The sequence below is a fragment of the Pseudonocardia sp. GCM10023141 genome, from assembly GCF_042653605.1.
This window is the reverse complement of record NZ_JBHSIR010000063.1, coordinates 21,127-45,680: the sequence shown is the minus strand read 5'-3', so window position 1 is coordinate 45,680 and position 24,554 is coordinate 21,127. Positions and strand designations below refer to the sequence as shown.

General features: G+C 71.6%; 25 protein-coding genes. 14 read left to right on the top strand and 11 right to left on the bottom strand.

The window, feature by feature from the left end; translation table 11 throughout:
- Positions 1–87 precede the first annotated feature (87 nt).
- From ACFPFQ_RS35415 to ACFPFQ_RS35385, 7 genes are all read left to right on the top strand, one after another.
- Complete coding sequence (locus tag ACFPFQ_RS35415) at positions 88–1,644, top strand: FAD-dependent monooxygenase (protein ID WP_379626850.1); 1,557 nt, start codon at positions 88–90, stop codon at positions 1,642–1,644.
- On the top strand, positions 1,641–3,290 hold the full coding sequence (locus ACFPFQ_RS35410; RefSeq protein ID WP_379626848.1) for a (2,3-dihydroxybenzoyl)adenylate synthase: 1,650 nt from the start codon (positions 1,641–1,643) through the stop codon (positions 3,288–3,290). Before ACFPFQ_RS35415 ends, ACFPFQ_RS35410 begins: the two co-directional genes overlap by 4 nt.
- Before the next feature lie 37 nt (positions 3,291–3,327).
- Complete coding sequence (locus ACFPFQ_RS35405; RefSeq protein WP_379626846.1) at positions 3,328–4,041, top strand: TetR/AcrR family transcriptional regulator; 714 nt, start codon at positions 3,328–3,330, stop codon at positions 4,039–4,041.
- Between the two features lie 60 nt (positions 4,042–4,101).
- The gene (locus tag ACFPFQ_RS35400) at positions 4,102–4,737 is read left to right on the top strand and encodes a VOC family protein (protein ID WP_379626844.1); all 636 of its coding nucleotides are present in this window, start codon (positions 4,102–4,104) and stop codon (positions 4,735–4,737) included.
- A complete protein-coding gene (locus ACFPFQ_RS35395) occupies positions 4,734–4,997 on the top strand; it encodes a hypothetical protein (RefSeq protein ID WP_379626842.1) in 264 nt (87 codons plus the stop codon). Before ACFPFQ_RS35400 ends, ACFPFQ_RS35395 begins: the two co-directional genes overlap by 4 nt.
- Positions 4,994–6,247: an alpha/beta hydrolase gene (locus tag ACFPFQ_RS35390; RefSeq protein WP_379626840.1), complete on the top strand. Its 1,254-nt coding sequence runs from the start codon at positions 4,994–4,996 to the stop codon at positions 6,245–6,247. Before ACFPFQ_RS35395 ends, ACFPFQ_RS35390 begins: the two co-directional genes overlap by 4 nt.
- Before the next feature lie 276 nt (positions 6,248–6,523).
- Positions 6,524–8,158, top strand: a complete 1,635-nt coding sequence (locus ACFPFQ_RS35385) for a methane monooxygenase (protein ID WP_379627093.1) — start codon at positions 6,524–6,526, stop codon at positions 8,156–8,158.
- Positions 8,159–8,278: 120 nt separating this feature from the next.
- On the opposite strand, the gene ACFPFQ_RS35380 is transcribed toward ACFPFQ_RS35385, so the two are convergent.
- Positions 8,279–8,824: a winged helix-turn-helix transcriptional regulator gene (locus tag ACFPFQ_RS35380; RefSeq protein ID WP_379626838.1), complete on the bottom strand. Its 546-nt coding sequence runs from the start codon at positions 8,822–8,824 to the stop codon at positions 8,279–8,281.
- A 179-nt stretch (positions 8,825–9,003) separates the two neighbouring features.
- Positions 9,004–9,702 carry a GNAT family N-acetyltransferase gene (locus ACFPFQ_RS35375; protein ID WP_379626836.1) on the bottom strand — a complete coding sequence of 233 codons (699 nt, stop codon included), beginning with the start codon at positions 9,700–9,702 and terminating at the stop codon, positions 9,004–9,006.
- Positions 9,703–10,025: 323 nt separating this feature from the next.
- Between ACFPFQ_RS35375 and lexA the strand changes: the two genes are divergently transcribed.
- The gene (gene lexA, locus ACFPFQ_RS35370; protein ID WP_379626834.1) at positions 10,026–10,685 is read left to right on the top strand and encodes a transcriptional repressor LexA; all 660 of its coding nucleotides are present in this window, start codon (positions 10,026–10,028) and stop codon (positions 10,683–10,685) included.
- 38 nt (positions 10,686–10,723) lie between these two features.
- Here lexA and ACFPFQ_RS35365 read toward each other — a convergent pair whose 3' ends face one another.
- Positions 10,724–11,374, bottom strand: a complete 651-nt coding sequence (locus ACFPFQ_RS35365; protein WP_379626832.1) for a TetR/AcrR family transcriptional regulator — start codon at positions 11,372–11,374, stop codon at positions 10,724–10,726.
- A gap of 105 nt (positions 11,375–11,479) precedes the next feature.
- Positions 11,480–11,752 (bottom strand): hypothetical protein, encoded by a 273-nt coding sequence (locus ACFPFQ_RS35360; RefSeq protein ID WP_379626831.1) that lies wholly within the window; start codon positions 11,750–11,752, stop codon positions 11,480–11,482.
- 313 nt (positions 11,753–12,065) lie between these two features.
- Here ACFPFQ_RS35360 and ACFPFQ_RS35355 point away from each other — a divergent pair, with 313 nt between their 5' ends.
- Together ACFPFQ_RS35355 and ACFPFQ_RS35350 are read left to right on the top strand one after the other, a co-directional pair.
- Positions 12,066–12,425, top strand: coding sequence for a YciI family protein (locus ACFPFQ_RS35355; protein WP_379626829.1), 360 nt, complete (start codon positions 12,066–12,068; stop codon positions 12,423–12,425).
- Complete coding sequence (locus tag ACFPFQ_RS35350) at positions 12,426–13,601, top strand: RNA polymerase sigma factor (RefSeq protein WP_379626827.1); 1,176 nt, start codon at positions 12,426–12,428, stop codon at positions 13,599–13,601.
- Between the two features lie 28 nt (positions 13,602–13,629).
- Here the strand turns inward: ACFPFQ_RS35350 and ACFPFQ_RS35345 are convergent, their stop codons facing one another.
- Complete coding sequence (locus ACFPFQ_RS35345) at positions 13,630–14,121, bottom strand: MarR family winged helix-turn-helix transcriptional regulator (RefSeq protein WP_379626825.1); 492 nt, start codon at positions 14,119–14,121, stop codon at positions 13,630–13,632.
- A gap of 130 nt (positions 14,122–14,251) precedes the next feature.
- On the opposite strand from ACFPFQ_RS35345, the gene ACFPFQ_RS35340 reads away from it, so the two are divergent.
- From ACFPFQ_RS35340 to ACFPFQ_RS35325, 4 genes are all read left to right on the top strand, one after another.
- Complete coding sequence (locus ACFPFQ_RS35340; RefSeq protein ID WP_379627091.1) at positions 14,252–15,283, top strand: substrate-binding domain-containing protein; 1,032 nt, start codon at positions 14,252–14,254, stop codon at positions 15,281–15,283.
- A 142-nt stretch (positions 15,284–15,425) separates the two neighbouring features.
- Complete coding sequence (locus ACFPFQ_RS35335; protein ID WP_379626823.1) at positions 15,426–15,722, top strand: FmdB family zinc ribbon protein; 297 nt, start codon at positions 15,426–15,428, stop codon at positions 15,720–15,722.
- 79 nt (positions 15,723–15,801) lie between these two features.
- Complete coding sequence (gene fmdA / locus ACFPFQ_RS35330; protein ID WP_379626821.1) at positions 15,802–17,055, top strand: formamidase; 1,254 nt, start codon at positions 15,802–15,804, stop codon at positions 17,053–17,055.
- Positions 17,056–17,138: 83 nt separating this feature from the next.
- Positions 17,139–17,780: an AmiS/UreI family transporter gene (locus ACFPFQ_RS35325; RefSeq protein WP_379626819.1), complete on the top strand. Its 642-nt coding sequence runs from the start codon at positions 17,139–17,141 to the stop codon at positions 17,778–17,780.
- A gap of 9 nt (positions 17,781–17,789) precedes the next feature.
- On the opposite strand, the gene ACFPFQ_RS35320 is transcribed toward ACFPFQ_RS35325, so the two are convergent.
- The 6 genes from ACFPFQ_RS35320 to ACFPFQ_RS35295 all read right to left on the bottom strand — a co-directional run bounded on the left by ACFPFQ_RS35320 (position 17,790) and on the right by ACFPFQ_RS35295 (position 24,508).
- Complete coding sequence (locus ACFPFQ_RS35320) at positions 17,790–19,628, bottom strand: NAD-binding protein (RefSeq protein ID WP_379626818.1); 1,839 nt, start codon at positions 19,626–19,628, stop codon at positions 17,790–17,792.
- 169 nt (positions 19,629–19,797) lie between these two features.
- Positions 19,798–20,994, bottom strand: coding sequence for a lipase family alpha/beta hydrolase (locus tag ACFPFQ_RS35315; RefSeq protein WP_379626816.1), 1,197 nt, complete (start codon positions 20,992–20,994; stop codon positions 19,798–19,800).
- A 49-nt stretch (positions 20,995–21,043) separates the two neighbouring features.
- Complete coding sequence (locus ACFPFQ_RS35310) at positions 21,044–21,433, bottom strand: AtzH-like domain-containing protein (RefSeq protein WP_379626814.1); 390 nt, start codon at positions 21,431–21,433, stop codon at positions 21,044–21,046.
- Positions 21,430–23,070 carry a regulator gene (locus ACFPFQ_RS35305; RefSeq protein WP_379626812.1) on the bottom strand — a complete coding sequence of 547 codons (1,641 nt, stop codon included), beginning with the start codon at positions 23,068–23,070 and terminating at the stop codon, positions 21,430–21,432. Before ACFPFQ_RS35305 ends, ACFPFQ_RS35310 begins: the two co-directional genes overlap by 4 nt.
- Entirely contained in the window at positions 23,067–23,768 is a 702-nt protein-coding gene (locus tag ACFPFQ_RS35300; RefSeq protein WP_379626810.1) for a cysteine hydrolase family protein, read from the bottom strand. The genes ACFPFQ_RS35305 and ACFPFQ_RS35300 overlap by 4 nt, the downstream gene beginning before the upstream one ends.
- Entirely contained in the window at positions 23,765–24,508 is a 744-nt protein-coding gene (locus tag ACFPFQ_RS35295; RefSeq protein ID WP_379626808.1) for a cysteine hydrolase family protein, read from the bottom strand. Before ACFPFQ_RS35295 ends, ACFPFQ_RS35300 begins: the two co-directional genes overlap by 4 nt.
- Positions 24,509–24,554: the final 46 nt, after the last annotated feature.

The following is a 24,554-nucleotide window of genomic DNA, read 5'->3' as shown; positions in this document are numbered from 1 at the left end:
GCAGTGAGCTGCGGTCCTGACGGTTGCGTAGACTATTTAACGTCTGCGAAGGTAGTCAAGGAACTCAGCTGACCAGAGGAGGAACGCATGGTGCTCCGGCGCGTCGCCGTCATCGGTGGGGGGCCCGGCGGGCTCTACGCCGCGCGGCTGCTCAAGCTGGCGCAGCCGGCGTGCGAGGTGGTCGTGCACGAGCAGGGGGAGCCGGACACGACCTTCGGGTTCGGGGTCGGGCTGGCCGCGGGCACCCAGCGCAGGCTCGAGGCCGCCGACGCGGACACGCTGCGCGACATCGCGGCGTCCGGGTGCCGCCACGACATGACGATGCAGGTCGGCGGCCGCGTCGCGCGGGTGCGCAACGACCGGTTGATCGGCGTCGCCCGCACCGAGTTGCTCGCGATCCTGCAGCGCCACGCCGAGAAGGCCGGGGTGCGGCTCTCCTACGGCGAGCGGCTCGCACCCGACCAGCTCGACGCCGATCTCGTGATCGCCGCCGACGGGGTCGGCAGCGCCACCCGGGAGGCCGGCGGCTTCGGCGCGGACGTCGAGATCGGCCGCGGGTTGTTCCTCTGGTGCGGGGCCGGGTTCACCCTCCCCGACGCGGTCTTCGCGCCCGTCGCGACCGAGCACGGCACCTTCGTCACGCACGCCTATCCGTACTCCGGGGGCAACAGCACCTTCCTCATCGAGACCGACGAGCGGACGTGGCGCAACGCCGGCTTCGACGCCACCACCGACGGGACGCCGTTCGACGCCTCGGACACGGCGTCGCTGCGATACCTGCAGGAGGTGTTCGCGCAGCAGTTGCAGGGCCATCCGCTGATCGGCAACCGGACCCGGTGGCAGCGCTTCCGGACCGTGCGCTGCGCGCGGTGGTCCGCCGGGCGCACCGTCCTGCTCGGCGACGCCGCGCACACCGCCCACTTCTCGATCGGCTCCGGAACGAAGCTGGCGATGGAGGACGCGATCGGCCTCGTCGAGGCGCTCGGGCAGGAGCCCGATCCCGCCGCGGCTTTCGCTCGCTACGAGGCGGTGCGCAGGCCCGCGGTCGAACGGCTGCAGGAGCTCGCGCGGCGCAGCCAGCTGTGGTGGGAGTCGTTCGCCTCCCGGACCGCGCTGCCGGTGGAGCAGCTCATGGTCGCGTACATGACCCGGGCCGGGAACGTGCCGCTGGACCGGTTCGCGCTGACCGCTCCGGACGTCGTCGGTGCCGCGCTGGGGCAGTTCGCGGGACAGGACGCGCCCCCGCCCCCCGCAGACCTGACGAGCTGGGTCCTCGACCGGCCGCTGCACCGCGATGACCTGGACCTCGCGGGGCGGGTCGTGGCGTCGGACGCCCTCGCTCTGAGTGTCGTCGCGGACGTGCTGGCCGATCCGTGGAGCGCCGCCGGTGACTCCGTGGTCGCGGCGGCCCGGAGCCGCCGGGCCGCGGGCGCCGCCGGGTTCCGCGTGGTCGGCCCGTCCGACCGCGACGCGGTGTTGACCCGGTTGGACCTGGCCGAACGACTGCGCAGCGAGGTCGGTGGGATCGTCGTCGTGGAGGGGCCACCGGGCCTGCGCGACGATCTGGCGGCCGGGCTCGTCAGCGGTCGCGCCGACCTGGTGACGTGGGCTGAGAAGGGGACGGGGACGGGGGAGAGCGCATGAGGACCGACGAGCGGCTGGTCCGGTACCCGCAGGATGTTGCGCACCGCTACCGCGAGGCAGGGCTCTGGGGTGCCCGGACGATCGCCGAGGAGCTGCACGCGGTCGCATTGGCGCACCCGCGGCGCCTCGCCGTCGCCGCCCTCGACGGCAGGCTGACCTTCCGGGAGCTCGACGAGCGCACCGACGCGCTGGCGGCCGGCCTGGCCGGGCTGGGCCTGGAACCGGGCGACCCGGTGCTGTTCCAGGTCACCAACCGGCTCGACTCCGTCCTCGCCTGGTACGGGGTGCTCAAGGCCGGGCTGGTGCCGGTCTGCACGCTCGCCGCGCACCGCGGGCACGAGATCGGCGAGGTGAGCAGGCGCGTCGGTGCCGTCGCACACCTCGTCGAGGCCGCCACCCGCGGCTTCGACCTGGTGGGGTTCGCGGTCGAGCAGCAGCGCGACCACCCGACGATGCGGCACGTACTCGTACTGGGTGCCGAGGACGACGGGCGCGGTGTCGCCCTCGACGCACTGGTGGGTGACCCGGCGCGAGCTCGCGCCACCGTCGAGCGGATCCAGGACGCGATCGACCCCGATGACGTCGCGGTCTTCCAGCTCTCCGGGGGCACGACCGGGGTGCCGAAGGTGATCCCGCGGTTGCATGCGGAGTACTGGTACAACGCGGCCGAGTACGCCCGATCCTGGGGCTGGACACCCGACACGCGGGTCGCGCACCTGATCCCGATCATCCACAACGCCGGCATCACCTGCGCGCTGCACGCCGCGCACTCCGTGGGCGCCTGCCTGGTGCTGGGCAGCCCGGATCTGGGGGAGTCGCTGCCGTTGCTGGCGCGGGAGGGTGCGACGCACGTCCTGCTCGGGCACGGGCACTTCGGCGCCGTCACCGATCCGGGGTTCGACGCGGCCGCCGCGACACTGACGCAGGTGGTGCTGTCGGGTACCAAGGTGCCGGGCGCGCTGTTCGACGAGCTGGAACGGCGCGGCCTGTGGTCCGGGCAGCTGTTCGGGATGGGGGAGGGGCTGCTGCTCACGACCCGGCCGGGGGCCCCGCGGGAGGCGCGGGCCACCACGGTCGGGACGCCCATCTCGCCGCTGGACGAGATCCGGGTGCTGCGGCCCGGCACGGAGGACGAGGTGCCCGACGGCGAGGTCGGTGAACTCGTCTGTCGCGGCCCCTACACCCTGCGCGGCTACTTCGACGCCGCCGCGCACAACGCCCGCGCGTTCACCGGCGACGGCTGCTACCGCACCGGAGACCTCGCCGCGATCCGCCGGATCGACGGGGAACGGTACGTCAGCATCGAGGGGCGGATCAAGGACCTCATCAACAGGGGCGGCGAGAAGATCAACGCCGAGGAGGTGGAGTCGCTGCTGCTGCGCCATCCCCGGGTCGCGGCGGCAGCGGTCGTGGCCATGCCGGACCCGCGCCTCGGCGAGCGGACCTGTGCCTTCGTCGTCGTCCGGGGCGCGCCGCTGACGCTGCGGGAGGTCCAGCAGCACTTCGCGGACCTGCAGGTGGCCAAGTTCAAGTGGCCCGAGCGCATCGAGCACCTCGACGAGATGCCGCGCACGCTCGTCGGGAAGCTGGACAAGAAGGGCCTGCAGGCCACGATCGCGGCCACCGTCGCGGGCGGGGTGCCGTGACGTCGCCGTGCCGCGCGCCCGCACTACGCTCACGGCCATGACCGGCAGCTCCGAGCGTCCAGGCAGGAACGGCCGGGGCGGTGGCACGCGTCGTGAGCTCGTCGAGAACGAGATGTACGAGCACGCGATCCGCCTGTTCGCCGAGCGCGGTTTCGCCGGCACCAGCCTGCAGGACATCGCCGACGCCATGGGGATGACCCGGCCGGCGCTGTACTACTACGTCAAGAGCAAGGACGAGCTGCTGGCGAAGCTGGCGGCCGACGTGGCGGGCGGGTCCGCCGTCGAGATGGCCGAGCTCGTCGCGCGGCCCGACCTCGACGCCGTCGGCAAGCTGCGCGCGATCGCCAGGATGTCGGTGGTGCGCCTGGCGCGCCAGCCCGATCGGTTCCTGCTGCTGATCCGGTCCGAGGCGGAGCTGCCCGCCGCGCTCGCGGAGTCCTACGACGACAACCGGCGCGCCGTCCTCAAGACCGTGGCCGACGTGATCGAGCAGGGCATCGTCGCCGGTCAGCTGCGTCCGGTCGACGCGCGGGTCGCGGCGCTGGCGGTGCTGGGCATGTGCAACTGGGTGGCGTGGTGGTTCCGGCCCGACCGCGACGACGTCGATGCCGTGGCCGACCAGCTCGCCGACATGGCGCTCGCCGCGCTGCAGCGGGCCGACCACCGCACGCCCGACGGTGAGGGCCCGGCCGCGGCGCTGGCGATGCTGCGCCAGGACCTCGACCACCTGGAACGCATCCTCGACGGGTGACGTTCTTCTCCAGTGTCGAACTGTTGACGAGTTCGTAGAATCGCGCGTAGCGTCGAGGTCATGACGGAGCTCGACCACCGCGTCCAGGGCGTCGACCACACGGCGTTCCCCACGTTCGATCCGGCCGCCACGGTGCGCTTCTACCGGGACGTGCTCGGCTTCCCGGTGGTGCACTCGATCTGCGCCGCGGGCTGGGGTCCCGAGGACCACCCCGACTTCATCCACTTCTTCTTCGACATCGGCAACGACGACCGGATCGCGTTCTTCTACTACTTCGGGCTCGAGCCGGTGCACACCCACGAGCGCGGCGACGTCTACGCCGGGTTCGACGCGTCGGTGCCGGAGTTCTTCGTGCGGTCGCGCCACCTCGCGATCCACGTCGAGGACGAGGCCGACCTGCTGGAGTACCGGCGCCGGCTCGACGCCAGCGCGTGGCCGGTCGAGATGCAGATCAAGCACGAGACGATCGAGTCGATCTACACCCACGACCCGAACGGCTACATGATCGAGTTCACGCGGGCGATGCGGCCGGTCACGCCGCAGGAGGACCTCGACGCCACGCTCACGATCGACGCACTGCTCGACGTCGTCGCCGAGCCCGAGCCCACCTTCGGCAAGCTGCTGGCCCGCAAGGCGGAGCTGATCGTCGAGCGGGCGGCGGACTGGGAGCTCGCCCGGTCGGGGGCGCAGCGGTGACCGCGCTGTACGTGCTCGACGTCCCGGAGAACACGCCGCTGGCGAAGATCGCCGCGGCGGACCCCGCGGTCACCGTGGACCGGATCGGCCCCTACTTCGCGATCACCGCGGACGGCCCGATCGTGATCGACCGCCGGGCCACCGGCTGCCGGCACGCGGTCTGGTACAGCGCGGTGGCCGGTGTCGCCCGCGACAGCCGCATCACCCAGCACGACAAGGACGCGCTGCGGGTGGAGCCTGGGCGGGTGGAGCCGGCATGACCACGGGCTCCGTGGCGCGGTTGGGGGCAGGCCGCTACCTCGCGGCCGGCGGCAGGCCGGCATCGACCGTCACGTCGGTCCACGAGCTGACCACCGCCGACGGCGCCACCGTGCGCGGCGTGCTCGCGACGGTGCCGGGCGCCACCACGGTCGTCTGCCTCATGCACCCGCGCCAGGACGTCACCCATCACCCGCTGGTCCCGGCGCTGCTCGCGGCGGGCGCCGCGGTGTGGACCCAGCACGCGCGTTCGGTGAACAACGACCTCGCGCTCGTGCACGAGCAGGCACTGCTCGACGTCGCGGCCGGGCTGGTGTTCCTGCGGGAGCAGGGGTTCGCGTCGATCGTGGCGCTCGGGAACTCCGGGGGCGGGCCGCTGTACGCGTTCTACCTCGAACAGGCCGGGCTCGCCGCGGCCGACCGGATCGCGATGACACCCGGCGGGCGGCCCACCGGCCTGGCCGCAGCGGACATGCCGATGGCGGACGGCGCCGTCTTCCTGGCCCCGCATCCGGGGCCGGGGCGGCTGCTGCTCGCCTGCATCGACCCGTCGGTCGCCGACGAGGCCGACCCGCTGTCGGTCGTCTCGGAACTCGACCCGTTCGGCCCGGCCAACGGGTTCGCCGAACCCCCGGCGAGCTCGTCGTACTCCGCGGAGTTCCTGGCCCGCTACCGGGCGGCGCAGCGCGACCGGGTCGCGCGGATCGACGCCGTCGCCCGCGAGCACCTCGCGCGGGCGGCCGAGGCCCGTGCCGCGTTCTCGCGCAGCGGTGCCGCCGCCGACCGGCGCCGCGCGATCGCCCCGCGGATCATCACCGTGTTCCGCACCGATGCCGACCCCCGCACCGTCGACCTGTCGATCGACCCCAGCGAGCGCCCCTACGGCTCGCTGTTCGGCCGCCGCCCGGATCTCATCGACTACGGCCAGGTCGGCTTCGGCAGGCTGACGACGCCCGAGGCCTGGCTCTCGACGTGGTCGGGCCTGTGCTCGAACGCCGACTTCGTCCGCTGCGCACCCGGGGTCACCGTGCCGACCCTGTTCGTCGAGCTCACCGGGGACCAGGCCGCCTTCCCCGCCGACTCCCGCCGGATGATCGCCGCGCTCGGTGCCCGGGACGTCACAACGGCGTCGGTGCGCGGCACGCACTTCGGCGGCGCGATCGTGGCGGGCGAGCCCACCGGCAACGAGCTCGCCGCCACGGAGATCGCAGCCTGGCTGGGCGAGCGGCATGCGCTCGCGCCGCCACAGTAAGTATCAACTCAGTATTCAGTCTCATATTGATACTCACGTGTCCTGTCGGCCGTGTGAGGGTCATCACGAGGAAGGTGGTCGGTGCCGACCCGTGCTCGGTGCCGCCGTCGCCTCGGGTCCACCTCCAGGGCCGTCGGCGCCCGTGCCGCGCCGGCTCGCGGAGGTGGGCTGACCCCGATCCACCTCCTGCGATCGATCCCGGCAGCCGTCGGGACCCTGCGCGGGTCCGGATCGTGCCCACCACCACCGTGAGGAGCACGTGTGAGTCGGCAGAGTTTGACCAAGGCTCATCAGAAGATCCAGGAACTGTCCTGGGAGCCGCAGTACCACGAGCCGTACATGAAGTACGGCACCGATTACACCTTCCGCAAGGCGGCGAAGAAGGACCCGCTCAAGCAGGTCCTGCGGTCCTACTTCCCGATGCAGGAGGAGAAGGACCACCGCGTCTACGGCGCGTCCGACGGAGCGATCCGCGGGAACATGTTCCGCACCGTGCAGGAGCGGTGGATGGAGTGGCAGAAGCTGTTCCTGTCCATCATCCCGTTGCCGGAGGTGTCGGCCGCGCGGTCGATGCCGATGCTGTTCCACGTCGTGCCGAACCCGGAGCTGCACAACGGCCAGGCGATCCAGATGATCGACGAGGTGCGGCACTCGACGATCCAGCAGAACCTCAAGCGCCTGTACATGACCAACTACATCGACCCCGCCGGGTTCAACGACAGCCTACGGGCCTTCCAGAGCGACTATGCCGGCACGATCGGGCGCCAGTTCGCCGAGGGGTTCATCACCGGCGACGCGATCACCGCCGCATGCGTGTACCTGACGATCGTCGCGGAGACGGCGTTCACGAACACGCTGTTCGTGGCCATGCCGGCCGAGGCTGCGGCCAACGGCGACTACCTGCTGCCCACGGTGTTCCACTCGGTCCAGTCCGACGAGTCGCGTCACATCTCCAACGGCTACGCGACCCTGCTGATGGCGCTGTCGGACGAGGACAACCGGCAGCTGCTCGAGCGCGACCTGCGCTACGCGTGGTGGAACAACCACTGCGTCGTGGACGGCGCGATCGGCGTGTTCATCGAGTACGGCACCAAGGACCGCCGCAAGGACCGTGAGTCCTACGCCGAGATGTGGCGGCGCTGGATCTACGACGACTACTACCGCTCGTACCTGGTGCCGCTGGAGAAGTACGGGCTGGTCATCCCGCACGACCTGATCGAAGAGGCCTGGAACCGGATCATCAACAAGGGCTACATCCACGAGTTCGCGCAGTTCGCGGCCGCAGGCTGGGTCGCGAACTACTGGCGCATCGACGGGATGACCGACCAGGACTTCGAGTGGTTCGAGTACAAGTACCCGGGCTGGTACGACAAGTACGGGGCATGGTGGGAGAACTACAACCGCCTCGCCACCCCGAACGGGCACAACGCGATCGTCGCCGAGGACGTCGACTACGTGTACCCGATCCGGTGCTGGACGTGCCTGGTGCCGTGCCTGATCCGGGCGGACATCCAGACGGCCGAGGTCGACGGGCAGCACCGCGCCTACTGCAGTGAGACCTGCAAGTGGACCGATGTGACCGCGTTCCGGCCGATCTACCAGGGCCGGGAGACCCCGAACATGGGTCGCCTGACCGGGCTGCGGGAGTGGGAGACGCTGTACCACGGCTGGAACTGGGCCGATGTGGTCGGCGATCTGGGTTTCGTCCGTGACGACGGCAAGACCATGATCTCGCAGCCGCACCTGGACCTGAACCCGAAGAAGATGTGGACGCTGGAGCACATGCGTCGCATGCCGGCTTTCCAGAGCCCGCTGGTGCTGTTCAACGAGATGGACGACGCCGGGCGCGCGGCGTTCGTCGACGACTACCGCCGCCAGCGTCCGGGAGGCAAGCCCGCACTCAGCTCCTGACCGCCCTGAGCTCCTGACCGCACTGAGCTCCTGACCGCGCGGATCAGGTGAGGGGACGCTGATCCCCTCGGCGGCCGGGCGCCCGTCCCGGATGATCGGTTGCCCGTCTCCGGCGGCCGGTCATCCGGAACCGGGTGCCCGGCCGTCGGCCGTCGCGGGCACCGCTGCGTCTCGGGAGTAGCGCAGCCGGACGTCGGGCCGGTCGGCCAGTTCGGCCGGGAACCCCGCGCCGAGCCGGAACTGCACGTGGTCGGTGCTCAGGTGCTCGCCGCAGTCGGAGCACACCATCTCCGCGTGCACCTCGTGGCCGCACCGGGTGTGCTCCATGGCGATGGGAGGGCCCGCGCCCTCGTCGAGCCACCGGTCGCCCCAGGCGAGCATCGCTGCGAGCACCCCGAACAGGTCGCGGCCCTTGTCGGTGAGCAGGTACTCGTTGCGCGGCGGGTTGTCCTGGTAGAGGCGCGTGGCGAGGATCCCGGCCTCGACGAGCTTGCGAAGCCGCTGCGACAGCGTGTTGCGCCCGATGCCCTTCAGATGGTGGAACTCGTCGTAGCGCCGGACGCCGAGCACGGCGTCGCGCAGGATCAGCGGTGTCCACGGATCGCCGATGAGATCGGTGACCCGGGCGACCGAGCACGGGAAGCCGTTCTCGGTCGCGTCGTCCACGGGTACAGCTTAGATCGGGCGCGGGCATCGTGCCTGCATCGGCACCTGCGGCTGATCGGGAGGAGGGAGCATGCCGGCTGCTGTCGTCCCATGTATCCGGCGGTGGGGCGGTGCGTCGGCACCTCCACGCTCACCAACCGGCGGCCGCCCCGTCAACACCGTCGACGTGCAGGTGGCTCTCAGGCGACGGATTCGGCTGCCGGGACGCGGACCCTCAGGAACTCGACCCGACGGCGCAGCCGGAACCCCAGCGCCAGGTAGAGCCGGATGGCGGGGGTGTTCAGGGCGTAGGCGTGCAGGAACGGTGAGTCGCCCCGATCGCGGATGCTGGCCGCCACGGCGTGCACGAGCCTCGTGGCGAACCCCTGGCGGCGGTAGCCGACGTCGGTGCAGACCGCGCTGATCTCGGTCCAGCCCGGTGGCTGCAGTCGCTCACCCGCCATCGCGACGAGCCGTCCGGCCCGCCGGATACCCAGGTAGGTGCCCATCTCGATGGTGCGGGGGAGGAACGGTTCGGGGTGGGTGCGCTCCACCAGCGCCAGCATCTCGGGCACGTCGCCGGCGCCGAGCCGGACGGCCTCGGGGTCGTGCGCCGCAGCGACACCCGCGTCGATCAGCTGCACGCCGTCGCCGTCGCGGACGACCTCCCAGCCCGCGGGCGGTGGCGTGGTGAGGCCGTCGACCGACAGCACCGCGCCGGGCCCGAGCAGGTCGGCGACATCGCACCAGGCGCTCTCGTCGGGATCGGCGGGCAGCGCGACGAGCGGGGACACATCGGGGTGGTAGCGCAGCGCCTGACCGTGGCGTTCGGCGAGGTGGCGGTGCGCTCCGAGCAGGGACGCCCTGGCGGGGTTGTCGAGCGGGTGGGGCTCGCTCACGGGAGTTGTCCTCTCTCCGCCGCGGTTCTCGCGGCGGCGAAGGGTGGGGGCGCGCTGCCGGCGCGCCACAGCCGGGGGGGAGGGGCCTGAGGTACCTCGCTACGACTGACAGTGCCCCGGCGGCGAGCCCACCCCGTCGAGCCACAGCCGAGCGACGAGCAGGCGCCGGTGGCCGGTCATCTCCACACTCCCTGGTCGTACCGCCGTGTTCGGTGTCCAGAGTATCCAGCGCGACCCCTCGACCGGCAGCGTCCATCGGTGTGCGGACGGTCGGTGATCACCTGGGCGACCGGCCGTGGGACTGCTGCCTCTACCATCCCCGGGTGCCCGTCGCCGATGATCTCGACCTGTTCGACCAGCTGGACACCTCGTCGCTGCCGCCGCGCCAGCAACGGATCCTGCTCGCGATCAGGGACTGGGTGGTGCGCCACGGGTACTCGCCGAGCACCCGCGAGATCGGTGACGTCGTCGGGCTGCGCTCCGCGTCGTCGGTGTCGAAGCACCTCACGAGCCTGGAGGACAAGGGGTTCCTGCGGCGCGGCACGGCCATGTCCCGGCCGATCGACGTGCGCCTGTTCCTGCAGGAGCCGCGGGCGAGTTCCGACAGCGACTCGGTGGCCGTCCCGGTGGTCGGCGACATCGCCGCCGGCGCGCCCATCCTGGCCGAGGAGCACGCCGACGAGGTGTTGCGGCTGCCCCGCGAGCTCGCCGGACGGGGCACCGTCTTCGCGCTGCGGGTGCGGGGCGACTCGATGGTCGACGCCGCGATCTGCGACGGCGACACCGTCGTGGTGCGGCAGCAGTCCGAGGCCCACTCGGGTCAGATCGTGGCCGCGATGATCGACGGTGAGGCCACCGTGAAGGTGTACCGCCGCCGCAACGGCCACGTCTTCCTGGAGCCGCGCAACCCGGCCTACGAGGTTATCGACGGCGACGAGGCCGCGGTGCTCGGCATCATCGTCTCGGTGCTGCGCAGCGTCTGAGCCCGGCCGTTCGCGCCCGCGCCGTCAGCCCGGCGCCATCAACCCGGGGGCGCCAGCGTGCGGAACAGCAGCGTCCACAGGAGCTCGGCCGTGACCCGCGGTGACTCGTCCTTGTGGTTGAGGCTGCGCACCAGCAGCAGGTTGGCGATGGTGCTGCTCATGTCCGCCGCCGACGGGTCCGGCCGCAACTGCCCGGTCTGCTGGCCGTGGCGGATCAGGCGCACGAGTGGGTCCAGCAGTGGAACGATGGTGCGGGGGTCCAACTCGTCGGTGGGGTCCTGGGTGCGCCCGGTGCGGATCGTGTACTCGAGCACCGCGGCGGTGAAGGCGGCGGTCAGGCCGCGGTGGTAGTAGCTCAGGCGCGCCAGCGCGTTGATCTGGTCCGACAGTGCCGCGAGCACCGGACGTTCGCGGGCGATGTCGCGTTCGGCCTGGATCACGAGCTTCGTGACGTGCGGCGCGAACACGACCCCGATGAGCACGTGCTTGGTCGGGAAGTGGTTGTACGCCGTCGCGGAGCTCACGCAGGCGTCGGTCGCGATGTCCTCCATCCGCGTGCCGGCCCAGCCCCGGGTGCTGAACGCCGAGTCGGCGGCAGCGATCAGCGCCGCACGGGTGCGTCTCCGTTTCGTCCGAGCCGCGCGGGCCCGGGGGCCGTCGCCGACCGGCTCGTCGCCCCCGACCGTCATCAGCACCACCGCCGAACCTCATCCCATGCGTCACGGCGACTCCGTTCTGCCTCATGGAGTTCTCGAAGTCGGGGACCCGACGGTTACTCTGGGGTGATCCCGATGTCACGCGCACTCGGCCGAGACGACCGACGGCATCCGGCGCAGGCGGTCGACCAGCAGCCGGTGCTCGTCGGCGCCGAGCAGCACGGTGCAGCTGACGTGGCTGGCGACGACACCCTCCTGGACGTTCACAGCGAGGTCGCGCACGCGGTAGCGGCGACCGCGCAGCAGGGTCACGACGCGCAGCACGCCGTCGAGGCCGTCGTGGACGTGGGTGGTGATGCGCCGGTAGGTGGGCTGCTGGGTGGCGCGGACGGACGAGGCGGGGTTCAGCACGCGGATCTCCTGGCTGGGAGGTGCAGGGGGATCCGGCCCAGGTGCCGGTGTGGCGCCCGCGTCCTACGACTCCGCGTTCTGGGGCAGCGGGCAGATCGGGCGCGGCAGCAGTGCGGGCGCGCCGACGACCTGGCTCAGCCGGCGCGCCGGAGAATCAGCTGCGACCGGATGGCCCCCGCGCGATGCACCCGACGAACCTATCAGTCGGATGAATGGTCGAGAAAGTTCTCGCCACACTGTCCTGCGAGGCGCTCCCCGTTCGTCTCCTACGCGACCATCCCGCCAGAGGTGGTCACGACCAGAGGAGGACACGATGAAGTACATGATGCTGATCCACCAGGGCACCGCTGCCACCCCGCAGGACCCGGAGGCCTGGGCGAGCCTGTCGGCCGACGAGCAGCAGGCCGTCGGCGCCGCGTACGGGCGGATCAACCAGACCCGGGGCGTCACACCGGGGCTGGGGCTCCAGTCGCCCGAGACCGCCACCACGGTGCGCGTCGAGGGCGGGCAGACGCTCGCGACCGACGGCCCGTTCGTGTCGGTCAAGGAGGCGCTGGGCGGCTACTTCATCTTCGAGGCCGCCGACCTGGACGCCGCCATCGAGCTCGCCGCGACGGTCCCGGCTGCCGCGATGGGCGGAGCGGTCGAGGTACGCCCGATCATGGAGTGGTAGGTGGCGTCGCTCGAGCAGGTCTTCCGTGACGAGTGGGGGCGCGTGCTCGCCACCCTGGTCGGCGTCCTCGGCGATGTGGAGCTGGCCGAGGACGCCGCCCAGGAGGCGTTCGCGACCGCCGCGGCGCGCTGGCCTCGAGACGGTGTGCCCGAGCACCCGCGGGCCTGGTTGCTGACGACCGCGCGCAACCGGGCGATCGATCGCATCCGGCGTGAGCAGACCCTCGCCCGGAAGGCGCGTCTGCTCGCGGCCACACCCGTTGTGGAGGATGCCGTGTTCGACGACCTGCAGGACGCTGCCATCCCGGACGAGCGCCTCGAGCTGATCTTCACCTGCTGCCACCCGAGCCTCGCGCTCGAGGCGCAGGTGGCGCTGACGCTCCGCACGCTCGGCGGGATGGCCACCGACGAGATCGCCCGTGCGTTCCTCGTGCCCGAGCCGACCATGGCCAAGCGGCTCGTGCGCGCGAAGCAGAAGATCAAGGCGGCGGCCATCCCGTTCCGGGTGCCGCCCGCCCACGTGCTGCCCGACCGGCTCGCGGCCGTGCTCGCCGTCGTCTACCTGATCTTCAACGAGGGCTACTCCGGCCGCAGCGAGCTCGCGACCGAGGCCATCCGGCTCGGTCGCGTGCTCGCCGGGCTGATGCCCGACGAGCCCGACGTCGCCGCCGTGCTCGCGCTGATGCTGATCAACGACGCACGCCGGGCCGCCCGGTTCGACGGCGACGGCATCGTCTTGCTGCGCGACCAGGACCGCTCGCTGTGGAACACCGGCCAGATCGACGAGGGCCGTGCGCAGCTCGACCGCGCGATCGCTCTCGGCGGTCGCAGGCGCTACGTCCTCGAGGCGGCGCTCGCCGCGCTGCACACCGAGGACCCGCCGGACTGGACGCAGATCGCGGCGCTCTACGGCGAGCTCGCGGCGCTCACCGCCAACCCGGTGGTGCTGCTCAACCAGGCCGCCGCCATGGCCGAGGCCGGCGCCGTCGCGCAGGCGTTGCACGTCGTCGACGGTCTCGACCTCGACGGGTACCACTACCTGCACGCCACGCGGGCGGAGCTGCTGCGCAGGCTCGACCGCCCGGCCGAGGCCCGCGCGTCCTACGGCCGGGCGCTGCAGCTGGTGCACAACGATGCGGAGCGGCGCTTCCTGCAGGAGCGGCTGGCGCAGCTCTGACGCGCGGAGGAATCGGCCGGGTGGCGCCTCAGCGGCCGTCCGCGATCGGGGCCGGCTCGGCGGGTGTGGTGGCGGTGGTCGCGGTCAGACCACCGGCCAGCCGGCGCAGCAGGTCGTCGAGCACGGCGGTGTCGGGCCCGAGGATCTCGCGGAACTGCTCCTGGACCTCGGCGGCGGCCGCCTGCCAGGTGGCGAGCGCCTCGCGGCCGCGGGGGGAGGCGAGGATCAGCACCCGCCTGCGGTCCTCCTCATCGGCGCGGCGCAGCACCAGGTTGGCCGACACCATCCGGTCGACGAGCTTGCTCAGCTTCGGGGCCAGCAGCAGGGCGTGGTCGGCCACCACGTTCATCGGGCAGCCGCCCTGCTCGACGAGCAGCGACAGGATGCGCCACTGGTCGATCCCGGAGCCGTGGGCCTTGAGCGCCTCGTCGAGGCGCTGGGTGACGGCGCGCTCCACCAGCGAGAGCAGGCGCAGCGAGTCATCGCTGACCAGCGCGCTTCGGTCCGGACGTGCGGCCATTGTCGAATGCTAACCCTACGATTGGAGTAGCACGATCGCTGCAGTGTGTGGTTAGCGTGACGCCATGACCCCGTGGGCGGCGCCGCAGCACCTGACGGTGCCGCCGTCGCGCGGCCGCGACGTGCTCAACATGGCGCTCGTCATCCCGCTGCAGGGACCGGCGGGGATCTTCGGGCCGTCGTGCGAGAGCTGCGCCGCGCTCGCGATGGAGGAGATCAACGCGGAGGGCGGCGTGCTCGGGCGCGAGCTGAACCTCGTGCCCGTCGACGGCGGCACGGAGCCTGCCGTCGTCGCCACCGAGATCGACGCGCTGATCCGTGCGGGCGCGATCGAGGCGGTGACGGGCTGGCACATCTCGGCCGTCCGCGAGGCCGTGGCGCCGACGATCGCCGGCCGCGTCCCGTACGCCTACACCGCGCTCTACGAGGGCGGTGAGCACCGGCCCGGGGTGTTCCTGACCGGCGAGACGCCCGATCAGCAGCTGGGCCCCACGCTCGACTGGTTCGCCGGCACGGCGGGCGTCCGACGCTGGACGATCGTCGGCGACGACTACGTCTGGCCGCGCGGCACCGCGCGGGCGGCGCGGCACTACCTGCGCCGGATCGGTGGCACGGTCTGCGACGAGATGTACGTGCCGCTGGGCACCACCGACTTCTCCGCGGTGCTGCACCGCGTCGAGGCGAGCGGGTGCGAGGCGGTGCTCATGCTGCTCATCGGCGACGACGCGGTGGCGTTCAACCGCGCGTTCAGCGCGAGCGGCCTGGATCGTGACGTGCTGCGCTTCAGCTCATTGATCGACGAGAACGTGCTGCTCGCCTCCGGTGCGGAGAACACCCGCGGGCTGATGACATCGGCCGGGTACTTCGAGGACCTCACCACCACGTCGGGCCTGGACTTCGCGGCCGCGTACTTCCGCCGCTTCGGCCCCGAGGCGCCGGTGCTCAACAGCCTGGGCGAGTCCTGCTACGAGGGCGTGCGGCTGCTCACCGAGCTGATGCGCCGGGCCGGCTCGGTGGAGGTCCCGCCGATGACGTCGGTGTCGGAGGGCCTGTCCTACGAGACCCCGCGTGGCACGGTGGTGCTGCGCGACCGCCACCTCAAGCAGCGGGTGTTCCTCGCGGTCGCCGACGGCCTGTTCTGGGACGTCATCCAGCAGCTCTGAGCGTCTGACCAGCAATAATCTGAGTGCAGACGCATTCGCCGTACCCCGATGGTGGTAGCCGTTGACAGCATCGGTGACGGTGAGTATTTTCCTAGGAAATTATTTCCTCGGATCTCCAGTCGTCCACACCAAGGGGTGCCCGATGGCGACGTACCGGTATCGCTGCGACAACGACGGACCCGTCGACATCCGACGGCCGATCGGCACCGCCCCCGTCACGATCGACTGCCCGGACTGCGGGGCGGCGTCGGTGCGGGTGATCACGGCGCCGATGCTCGGGCTGGCCGACCGCAGGCGGATGGCCGTGATCGACCACGCCGCGGCGTCGAGCTCGGAGCCCGCCGTGGTCTCGTCGATCCCGCAGGCTCCGCGCGCCGGCCAGCGGCAGGCGCACCGCCCGCAGCTCGACCCCCGGATGAGCAAGCTGCCCCGGGCCTGACCTGACCGTGCCGGTGATCCGGCACGGCGTTCTGCAAGTTCTCGTCACCGGTAATACGAATGAGGAGTGCTGATTCGTCATGCCCGAACTCGTTTTCCCGCTCGATTCCCAGAAGAAGTTCACCGAACAGCGGATCGTCGGACACAACCGCTGGCACCCGGACATCCCCGCGCTCGTCCAGGTGAAGCCGGGTGATTCGTTCCGGGTGCACTGCCGGGAATGGTTCGACGGCGCCATCCACAACGACGACTCCGCCGACGACATCCTCAACGCGCCGCTGGCCGGGGTGCACGTGCTGAGCGGCCCGATCGCGGTGCAGGGTGCGGAGCCCGGCGACCTGCTCATCGTCGACATCCTCGACGTCGGCCCCATCCCGCAGGAGGACTCCGGCCCCCTGGCCGGGCAGGGCTGGGGCTACACCGGCGTCTTCGCCACCAGCAACGGCGGCGGCTTCCTCACCGAGCAGTTCCCGGACGCCTACAAGGTGATCTGGGACTTCCAGGGCGGCGTGGCCACGTCGCGGCACGTGCCGAACGTGGCGTTCACCGGCATCGTGCACCCGGGCCTCATGGGCACCGCACCCTCGGCCGCGTTGCTGGCGAAGTGGAACGCCCGCGAGGGCGCCCTCATCGCCACCGACCCGAACCGGGTGCCGCCGCTCGCGCTGCCGCCGCTGCCGGACTCGGCGATCCTGGGCAACCTGACCGGCGACGAGTTCAACCGGGTCGCGGGGGAGGCCGCCCGCACCGCGCCGCCACGCGAGAACGGCGGCAACCAGGACATCAAGAACCTCACCAAGGGCTCGCGGATCTTCTACCCGGTCTTCGTCGACGACGCGAAGCTCTCCATGGGTGACCTGCACTTCTCCCAGGGCGACGGCGAGATCACGTTCTGCGGGGCGATCGAGATGGGCGGGTTCATGGACCTGCACGTCGACCTGATCAAGGGCGGGATGGAGACCTACGGCGTCTCCGAGAACGCCGTGTTCATGCCAGGACGCACGGATCCGCAGTACAGCGAGTGGCTCGCGTTCTCCGGCACCTCGGTGACGCTCGACGGCGAGCAGCGCTACCTCGACTCGCACCTGAGCTACCAGCGGGCCTGCCTGCACGCGATCGACTACCTGCAGAAGTTCGGCTACAGCGCCATCCAGGCCTACATGATCCTGGGCGCCGCACCGATCGAGGGCAGGCTCTCGGGCGTCGTGGACATCCCGAACTCGTGCTCGACGGTCTACCTCCCGACCGAGATCTTCGACTTCAACGTGCGCCCGAGCAAGGACGGGCCCCACCAGATCGATCCCGGCATGGGCGTGCCCAGGTCGGCCGGCTGAGCCAGCGCTGCCGGGCGGGACGGGCCCTTGCCGGGCCCGTCCCGCCCCGGCTCCCGGTCACCTGAGGAGAGAGGTCTGGAACCATGGGATCCGTAGGACTGCTGTTCGTCGGCGCCGTGCTGTTCATCAACGGAGCCATGCTGCTGGGCTGGGTCAAGGGGAAGTCGGCCGCGCCGATGAACTTCTTCGTCGGCGGTCTGCAGATCATCACCCCCACCTATCTGATCTTCACCGCCGACGGCAATGCCGACACCATCCTGTCGGCGGCGGGCCTGTACCTGTTCGCGTTCACCTACCTCTACGTCGGGCTGAACCTGACGTTCGACCTCGACAGCACCGGACTGGGCTACTTCTGCCTGTTCGTCTTCGTGTCCGCGCTCGTCTACTCGGGTCTGAACTTCTTCCACTTCAACGACCCGGGTTTCGGTGTCATCTGGCTCTACTGGGCGTTCCTGTGGCTGCTGTTCTTCCTCGTGCTGGGCCTGGGGCGCGACAGCCTGGGCCGCTACACCGGTGCGGTGTGCGCCATCCAGGGCTGGGTCACGGCGTGGATCCCGGCGTTCCTGCTGCTCACCGGCCGCTACGCCGACTACGCGACGCTGACGGCGATCGTGCTCGCGGTGTTCGGTGTGGTCGTCTTCGGTGCCCTCTACGTCCGCATGCGGGGGCACGACACCACCCCGGTGACGCCTGCCGAGCCCGACGGGCAGCATGTGCCGGCCTGAGCCGTCGCCTCATCCGGCGGGGGCACGGGGGGCGTCGCGGCGCAGCACCTGCATCAGCTCCTCGTAGGGGCCGATGAGGTAGGCGTCGTCGCCCGCACCGAACCGGGTGCCGCGCCGGGGGAGCAGCTCCACCTGCCGCTCCCCGTCGCGGGCGGCGCGGCGGATGCTGACCACCCGGGTGCGCTCGGACAGCTCAGCCATCGCCAGCCCGTCCAGGCCGCCGCCCGCGGCGACCGCCAGCCGTCCCACGAGGAACGGGATGCGGTCGACGTAGAAGGTGGCGAGCACGTCGAGGCCGAGCGCGGCGCCGACGAACCACGGCGCAGCCAGCGCCGCGGTCGAGCGGACGTAGCGGAAGCCGAACCCGTCCTCGATGCCGGTGGCCAGCTCGCGGTCGAACACCCGCAGCACCACCGGCACCTGGTCCCACCGGTCGCCGAGCTGGTCGCGCACGACCAGGCCGGTCTCGACGTTCACGAGGTCGTCGCTGGTCAGGACGGCGACAGCGATGGCCTCGTGGAGGTTGGCCGCGGTCAGCACCGCCGCGTCGGTGGCGTCGCCGACGACCACCGGGACGTCCAGTGCGCGGGCGTGGCCGTGGTGGCGGCCCGCTTCCTCGCGGTCGATCACCACGACGCGCCGCCCGGCGGCCACGAGCTCCTGCACCACCTCCAGCGCCACCGAGCCCAGCCCGACGACGATCACGTGACCGCGCGTCGACCCGACCCGGCGCCTGCCGAACGACTGCTCGAGCCTGCTGCTGACGAGCAGCTGCGTGATCAGGGAGAAGATGATGGCGGTGAGGATCGCACCGCCACCCATCAGCCCGATCGCCCAGATCCGCAGCCACGTCTGCTGCTCGGCGAAGGAGAAGTCGCCGTAGCCGACGGTCGCGATGGTCTCGACGGTGAAGTAGACGGCGTCCACCACGCTCATGCGGGAGCCGTCGGCCTTCGTGTAGCCCAACTGCAGCACCACGATCGACACCAGTATCGCGACGGCGAGCACGGCCAGCGTCGCGCGCAGGCGCCCGTCCGCCTCGGTGACCAGCGAGCGGGCCAGCGCGCGCAGGCCCGGTCGGCTGCGGCCGGTCTCGGCGCGCTCGATCGCCCGCGCCACACCGGCGGAGCGGGCCCCGGCCGTTTGCCGGACGAGGTGCTGCGGGCGCATCAGCTCCACCACCTCCGGCGTCGCGAGCTCCTGGAACTGCTCGGGCGTGCCGACGAGCGTCACCCGATCACCCGCGCGGACGGCGTGGTCGCGGCCCGGGCAGATCAGGGGTGCTTCGCCCGCGCTCGCGACGGCCAGTGGCGCGAGGTGCGCGTAGAGCTCGCGCAGGGTGGCGGTGCGCCCGGCCCCGACCTGTGCGACGACCTCGGCCACCAGTAACGCGCTGCCGGCCAGCTCGATCGTGTGCGTGCGGGTGCCGAGGCAGGCCTCGACGACCGCCGGTGCCGACAGCGCGGCGACGTCGAACACGCCGCCCTCACCGGTCACCTCGGCCAGTGCCCGCCCGACGCTGCCGTTGCCCATCTGCACGACGAGCCGCACGTCGGGGCGCAGTCGCCGCGCCAGCAGCGCCGTCTCCATCGCGCGCAGGTCGTCGCCGAGCAGGCACACGACGGCGACGGCCGTGGCGAGGCCGGCGTCGAGCAGCGACTCCCGGAGCCGGCCCTCGACGCGCCGCACCTTCCACTGCGCGAGCAGCCGCTCGGCCACCACGTCGGCGCCCTGCGCCGGGTCGACCACCACGACCTCGGCCCCCGCGGCCAGCAACTGCTCCACGGTGCGCAGCGCGACACCGTCCACCCCGCACACGACGACGTGCCCGGTCTCCGGAATCTCCACGGGCGCAGTCTCGCGATGTCGTGTCACATCCCGGTGACAGCGCCATCACCAGCCACGTCGCACACGTTTCCCGACCTCGCAGGGCGATTCCCGTCGTCGCAGGGTGTGGAACCCGTGCGACGACCTGCGACGGTGTGCGAGGTCGGTCGGTGCGCGGGGCCCGCGACGCTCAGGTGCTCAGCCAGGCCAGCAGCCGCGCGTAGACGGCGTCGTCGGTGAGCAGGCCGCCGTGGCGCAGGCCGCCGATCCGGTGCGTGCGCGCCGACGGGGCCGGTGCCAGCGCGCTGCTGCTGGGCACCAGCAGGTCACCGATCCAGTGGCCGAGCGGGCCGGGATCGCGGATCACGGTGGCCGCGAGGTTGCTGTGCTGGACGTTGCCGGGCGGCAGGTAGGGGAGTGCGGTACCGGCACGGGTCACGGCGTCCGGATCGACGCCGTGCCAGTCGTCGCGCTGCAGGCTGCCGTGGCGCAGGTCCTTGATGCCGGCACTGCGGGCAGCCAGCAACGCTGCGAGCGGTGCCGTCTCGTCGAACTGCCGCAGCGCCCACGCCGCGGTGTTGGCGCCGCGCTCCAACGGCGCGCCCAGCAGCGGGGTGCCCAGGCAGACGAGGTGGTGGGTGCGATCGGGCCATGCGCTGCCCCGCATCGCCGCCTGGTGCACCGCGCTGCGCGCCACGAGTCCGCCCATCGAGTGCCCCACCAGCGCGAGCCGCTCGACAGGTCGCGGCCAGGCCGCCACCAGCGCGTCGAGCAGGTCGGCGAGATCGCGCCCGTTGTCCGACACGTGCCGGCCGCTGTTGTAGCGCAGCAGCACGCTCGTGCAGCCCAGGTCGGCACGGAGCCTGCTGGCGAAGTCGCCGCCCGGTGTGGCTCCGGTCCACCACTCCTCGGTCTCGATCACCCCGTGCAGGAACACGACGAGCGATGCGGCGGCGTCGGGGAAGCGGGCCGCGAGTGTCGCGGGCTCGGGGTCGACGTCGACGCCGTCGACCCGGATCCGCATCGGGCCCACCAGCGCCGGATGGTGCTCGGCGAGCCGGTCGCCGAACGCACCGTCGAGCAGGCCGGCGAGGTGTCGTCCCCGGGGCCCGCCGCTCCACGGCCGCGCCGTGCGCGTGCGTGGCGCGGAGCCCAGCGCGACGCCCGCGACGCCGCCGACCGCCCGGATCCCGAGCCGGACGAGCTCGTAGATCCCGGTGGTGACCGACTCCTGCAGCACCCGCACGGATCGCGGCAGCAGGCGGTTCCAGCCGGAGCGCGCGATGGCGCTGTGCATGCGGTGCGTGGTGGCGGCCACCCGGTCCAGCACGTCGGTGACCAGCGCGGCCGTGGCGACGACCTCGCTCGACTCCGTCACCGACGCCATGGCCCCACCCTTCGCAGAAGGCCACGGTAGGCCGCCACCACCGCTGCGGTCACCCGAGGGGCACCTCCGACACGTGCGCCGCGACGATCCGCCAGCCGTCGTCGAACCGGACCCAGGTCTGGCTCTGCCGACCCTCGACCGCACCGTCGGGGTAGCCGAACAGGGTCGTCACGACGGCCGTGCGGTTGTCCACCACCAGCACCACGGTGTCGTGCAGCCGCCTGCCGGGCGGCACCGTCGGATGGTCCCGGCGCCATGAGGCGATCGCCGCCGCCCCGTGCTGCCGGTCGGCCACCCCGAACCGGACGCAGCGGGGGTCGTCCCAGAACAGCTCGGTCAGAACGGCGACGTCGCCCGCCCGGAGCGCCCGCTCGTAGCGCTCGAACGCGGCGTGGACATCGGCGACGACCTCGGGCCGGTCCAGCAGCAGCGGCGTCATGCGGTGGCCGGGCGACCCGGCTCCGCGATCACGACCGGCGCCACCATGGCGCTCTGCTCCTCGACGGGCTCGGGTTCGCGCGGGGCGGGCACCTCCGCGTCAGCCGCGGACTTCCGCCCGGTGACCAGCGCGAACCCGAGCAGGACGATGCCCGCGAACGCGTAGCCGAGCGCGATCTGGCCGCCGACGTCCCAGCCGACGGACACACCGTGGATGAGCCCGATGAAGCCCAGCGCGGCGCCGACGAAGCAGTAGATCGCCGCCGCCACGAACTTCTTGTCGACGATGAACGCGACGATCGCACCCAGGATCATGCCGGCCAGGATCGCGCCCCCGCCGAGCAGCGACAGCCCGGTGTAGACGACGCCCGCGTTGACCAGGGCGGGCTCCCCGACCTGCGCGGCCGTGGTACCGGCCGCCGACAGCGCGTTGTCGATCAGCCCCGACGCCCACGACGCGATGTTGGGGATGATCGCGATGACCACCGCGACGGCGTGCGCACGCGGCACCTCCTGGAAGGCCTGCGCGCCGATCAGCAGCCCGATGTAGAGCAGGATCGGCACGATCGCCGGCAGCGGCAGCAACGCTCCGAGCAGCCCGAACAGGCCGAGGAAGCACATCAGCGCGATGACGACGCCCGACGCGAGCGAGTAGCTCGTGCGGCCGCCCGCGGCCTTCCACCCGGGGTGTCCGATGTAGACGGCGGGCGGGAACGGGCAGCCCAGCACCGAGCCGACCACGGCCCCGACACCGTCGGCGGCGAGGATCGCCCGCAGGTTGTACTCGTCACCCGCGACGGCCGCGCTCTCGACGTTGGTCATGCCCTCGGTGAAGTTGTAGATGCCCAGCGGGATGGCGGTGGCCAGCAGCGGGGCCACGTCGGAGAGCCCCTGGCCGAGCCGCGCGAAGTCGGCGGTGGGCAGCGACAGCGCCACGTCCTTGGCGGCCGCCGCGACGTCCGGGGCCGACATGTAGCCACCGATCCAGCCGATCGCCGTGCCCACCAGCAGTGCGGCGAGGCCGACCGGGATGTTGCCGGGCAGCCGCAGGTCGGTGAAGAAGCCGATCAGGATGATCACCATGACCGGCAGTGCGATCCACAGCGCCTCCCACATCTGGGCGGCCGGGCGCATCGAGATGAACGCGATCGAGACGCCCGCGAGCGTGCCGAGCATGGCCGCCTGCGGCGTGTACCTGCGGATGAACGGGCCGATGAACGCCCCGACCAGCACGATCAGACCGATGATGAAGCACCATGCGAGTCCGGAGGCCCACGCCACCAGCGGGTCCTTCGTCTTCAGGTAGATCGGCAGCATGATCAGGAACGTCACGATGAACATGTGCGGCACCGACGGGCCGTAGGGCATCGCGCAGACGTCCGTGCGGTTCTCCCGGCGCGCCAGCCGCCGCGCCAGGTAGGTGTAGTAGACGTTGCCGATCAGCAGCTGCACGCCCAGCGCGGGCAGGATCACCCCGAACACCTCGGTGCCGGGGATCTTCACCACGCCGATGCAGAGCCCGGAGAGCACCAGTACGTTGACCAGGGTGTTGAAGCCCAGCCCGAAGAACGCGTTGGTGTCGCCGCTGACCCACCACGACAGCGTGATCGGTTCCTGTTCCTTCGTCGGTGCGCTCACGACGGGACCTCCTCCAGAGCCGTTTCCGATTCGACGTTCAGGGCAGCAAGGAATGCGGCGGACGGCGCGACCCAGCCGAAGATGCCGCCCTGGGCAGCGATCATGGCCAGGCCGACGCGCTGGAACTCGGGGAAGTAGGAGCCGGTGCAGTCCGACAGGACGAGGCACTCGTAGCCGCGGTCGTTGGCCTCGCGGACGGTGGTGTGCACGCACACCTCGGTGGTGACGCCGGTGACGACCAGGCTGGTGATACCGCGTGCCGCGAGCTCCGCCCCGAACGTCGTGCCGTGGAACGAGCCCTTGCCGGGCTTGTCGATCACGAGTTCGTCGGGGAGCGGCGCGAGCTCGTCGATGATGTCGTGGCCGTACTCGCCACGGATCAGGATCCGGCCCTTGGGGCCGGGCGAGCCGATGCGCTTGGTCGGGTCACCGCGGTTCAGCTTGGCAGGGGGGCAGTCCGACAGGTCCGGGACGTGGCCCTCCCGGGTGTGGATCACCGTGAGCCCGACGGCGCGCGCGGTCTCGAGCACCGTGCGCAGGGGCGGCACCACCGCCGCCAGCAGGGAGACGTCGTTGCCGAGCGTCTCGCCGAACCCGCCCGGCTCGACGAAGTCGCGCTGCATGTCGATGATCACCAGTGCGGTGCTGGCCTGGTCGAACGTGAACGGGTAGGGCTCCGCGGGAACGGTGCTGGTCATGTTCCCTCCCAGGTCGTCGCCGCGAGAACGGCGCCGGAGTCGGCGACGGCACCGAACACGCCGCCCTGCATCGTCACCATGTGCAGCGCCGCGGCGTGGTTGCCCGGATCGGTGGCGCCGGTGCAGTCCGACAGGATCAGGCACTCGTAGCCGCGGTCGTTGGCCTCGCGCATCGTCGTGTGCACGCAGACGTCGGTGGTGATGCCGGTGAGCACGATGTGGGTGATGCCGTTGGTGCGCAGCACCAGGTCGAGGTTCGTGGCGTAGAACGCGCCCTTGCCGGGCTTGTCCACGAGGACCTCGCCGGGGATCGGCGCGACCTCCGGCACGATCTCCCAGCCGGGTTCGCCGCGCACGAGTATCCGGCCCGACGGGCCCGCCGAACCGATCTCGGCGCCGATCCGGGCCGAGCGCCAGCGCTTGTTGGCGGGCAGGTCCGTCAGGTCCGGCGCGTGGCCCTCCCGAGTGTGGACGACGAGCATCCCCGCCGCTCTGGCGTGGGCGAGCAGCGCCGCCGTGGCCGGCAGCCCGGCGCGGGTGAGCCCGATGTCGTAGCCCATGCGGTCGACGTAGCCGCCCGGCCCGCAGAAGTCGACCTGCCAGTCGATGCAGATCAGCGCGGTGTTCGCCGCCGCCACGGATCCGTCGTAGGGCCAGGGGTAGGGATCGGCGATGACGGGGCCGATCCGGGCTCTGCCGGTGCGCGCCGGTACCGGCGCCACTGCTGTCTGCGCGCTCATAGGGCCTCCTGTGATCAACCCGCCCGGTGCCGCCGCCCGCTGGCGC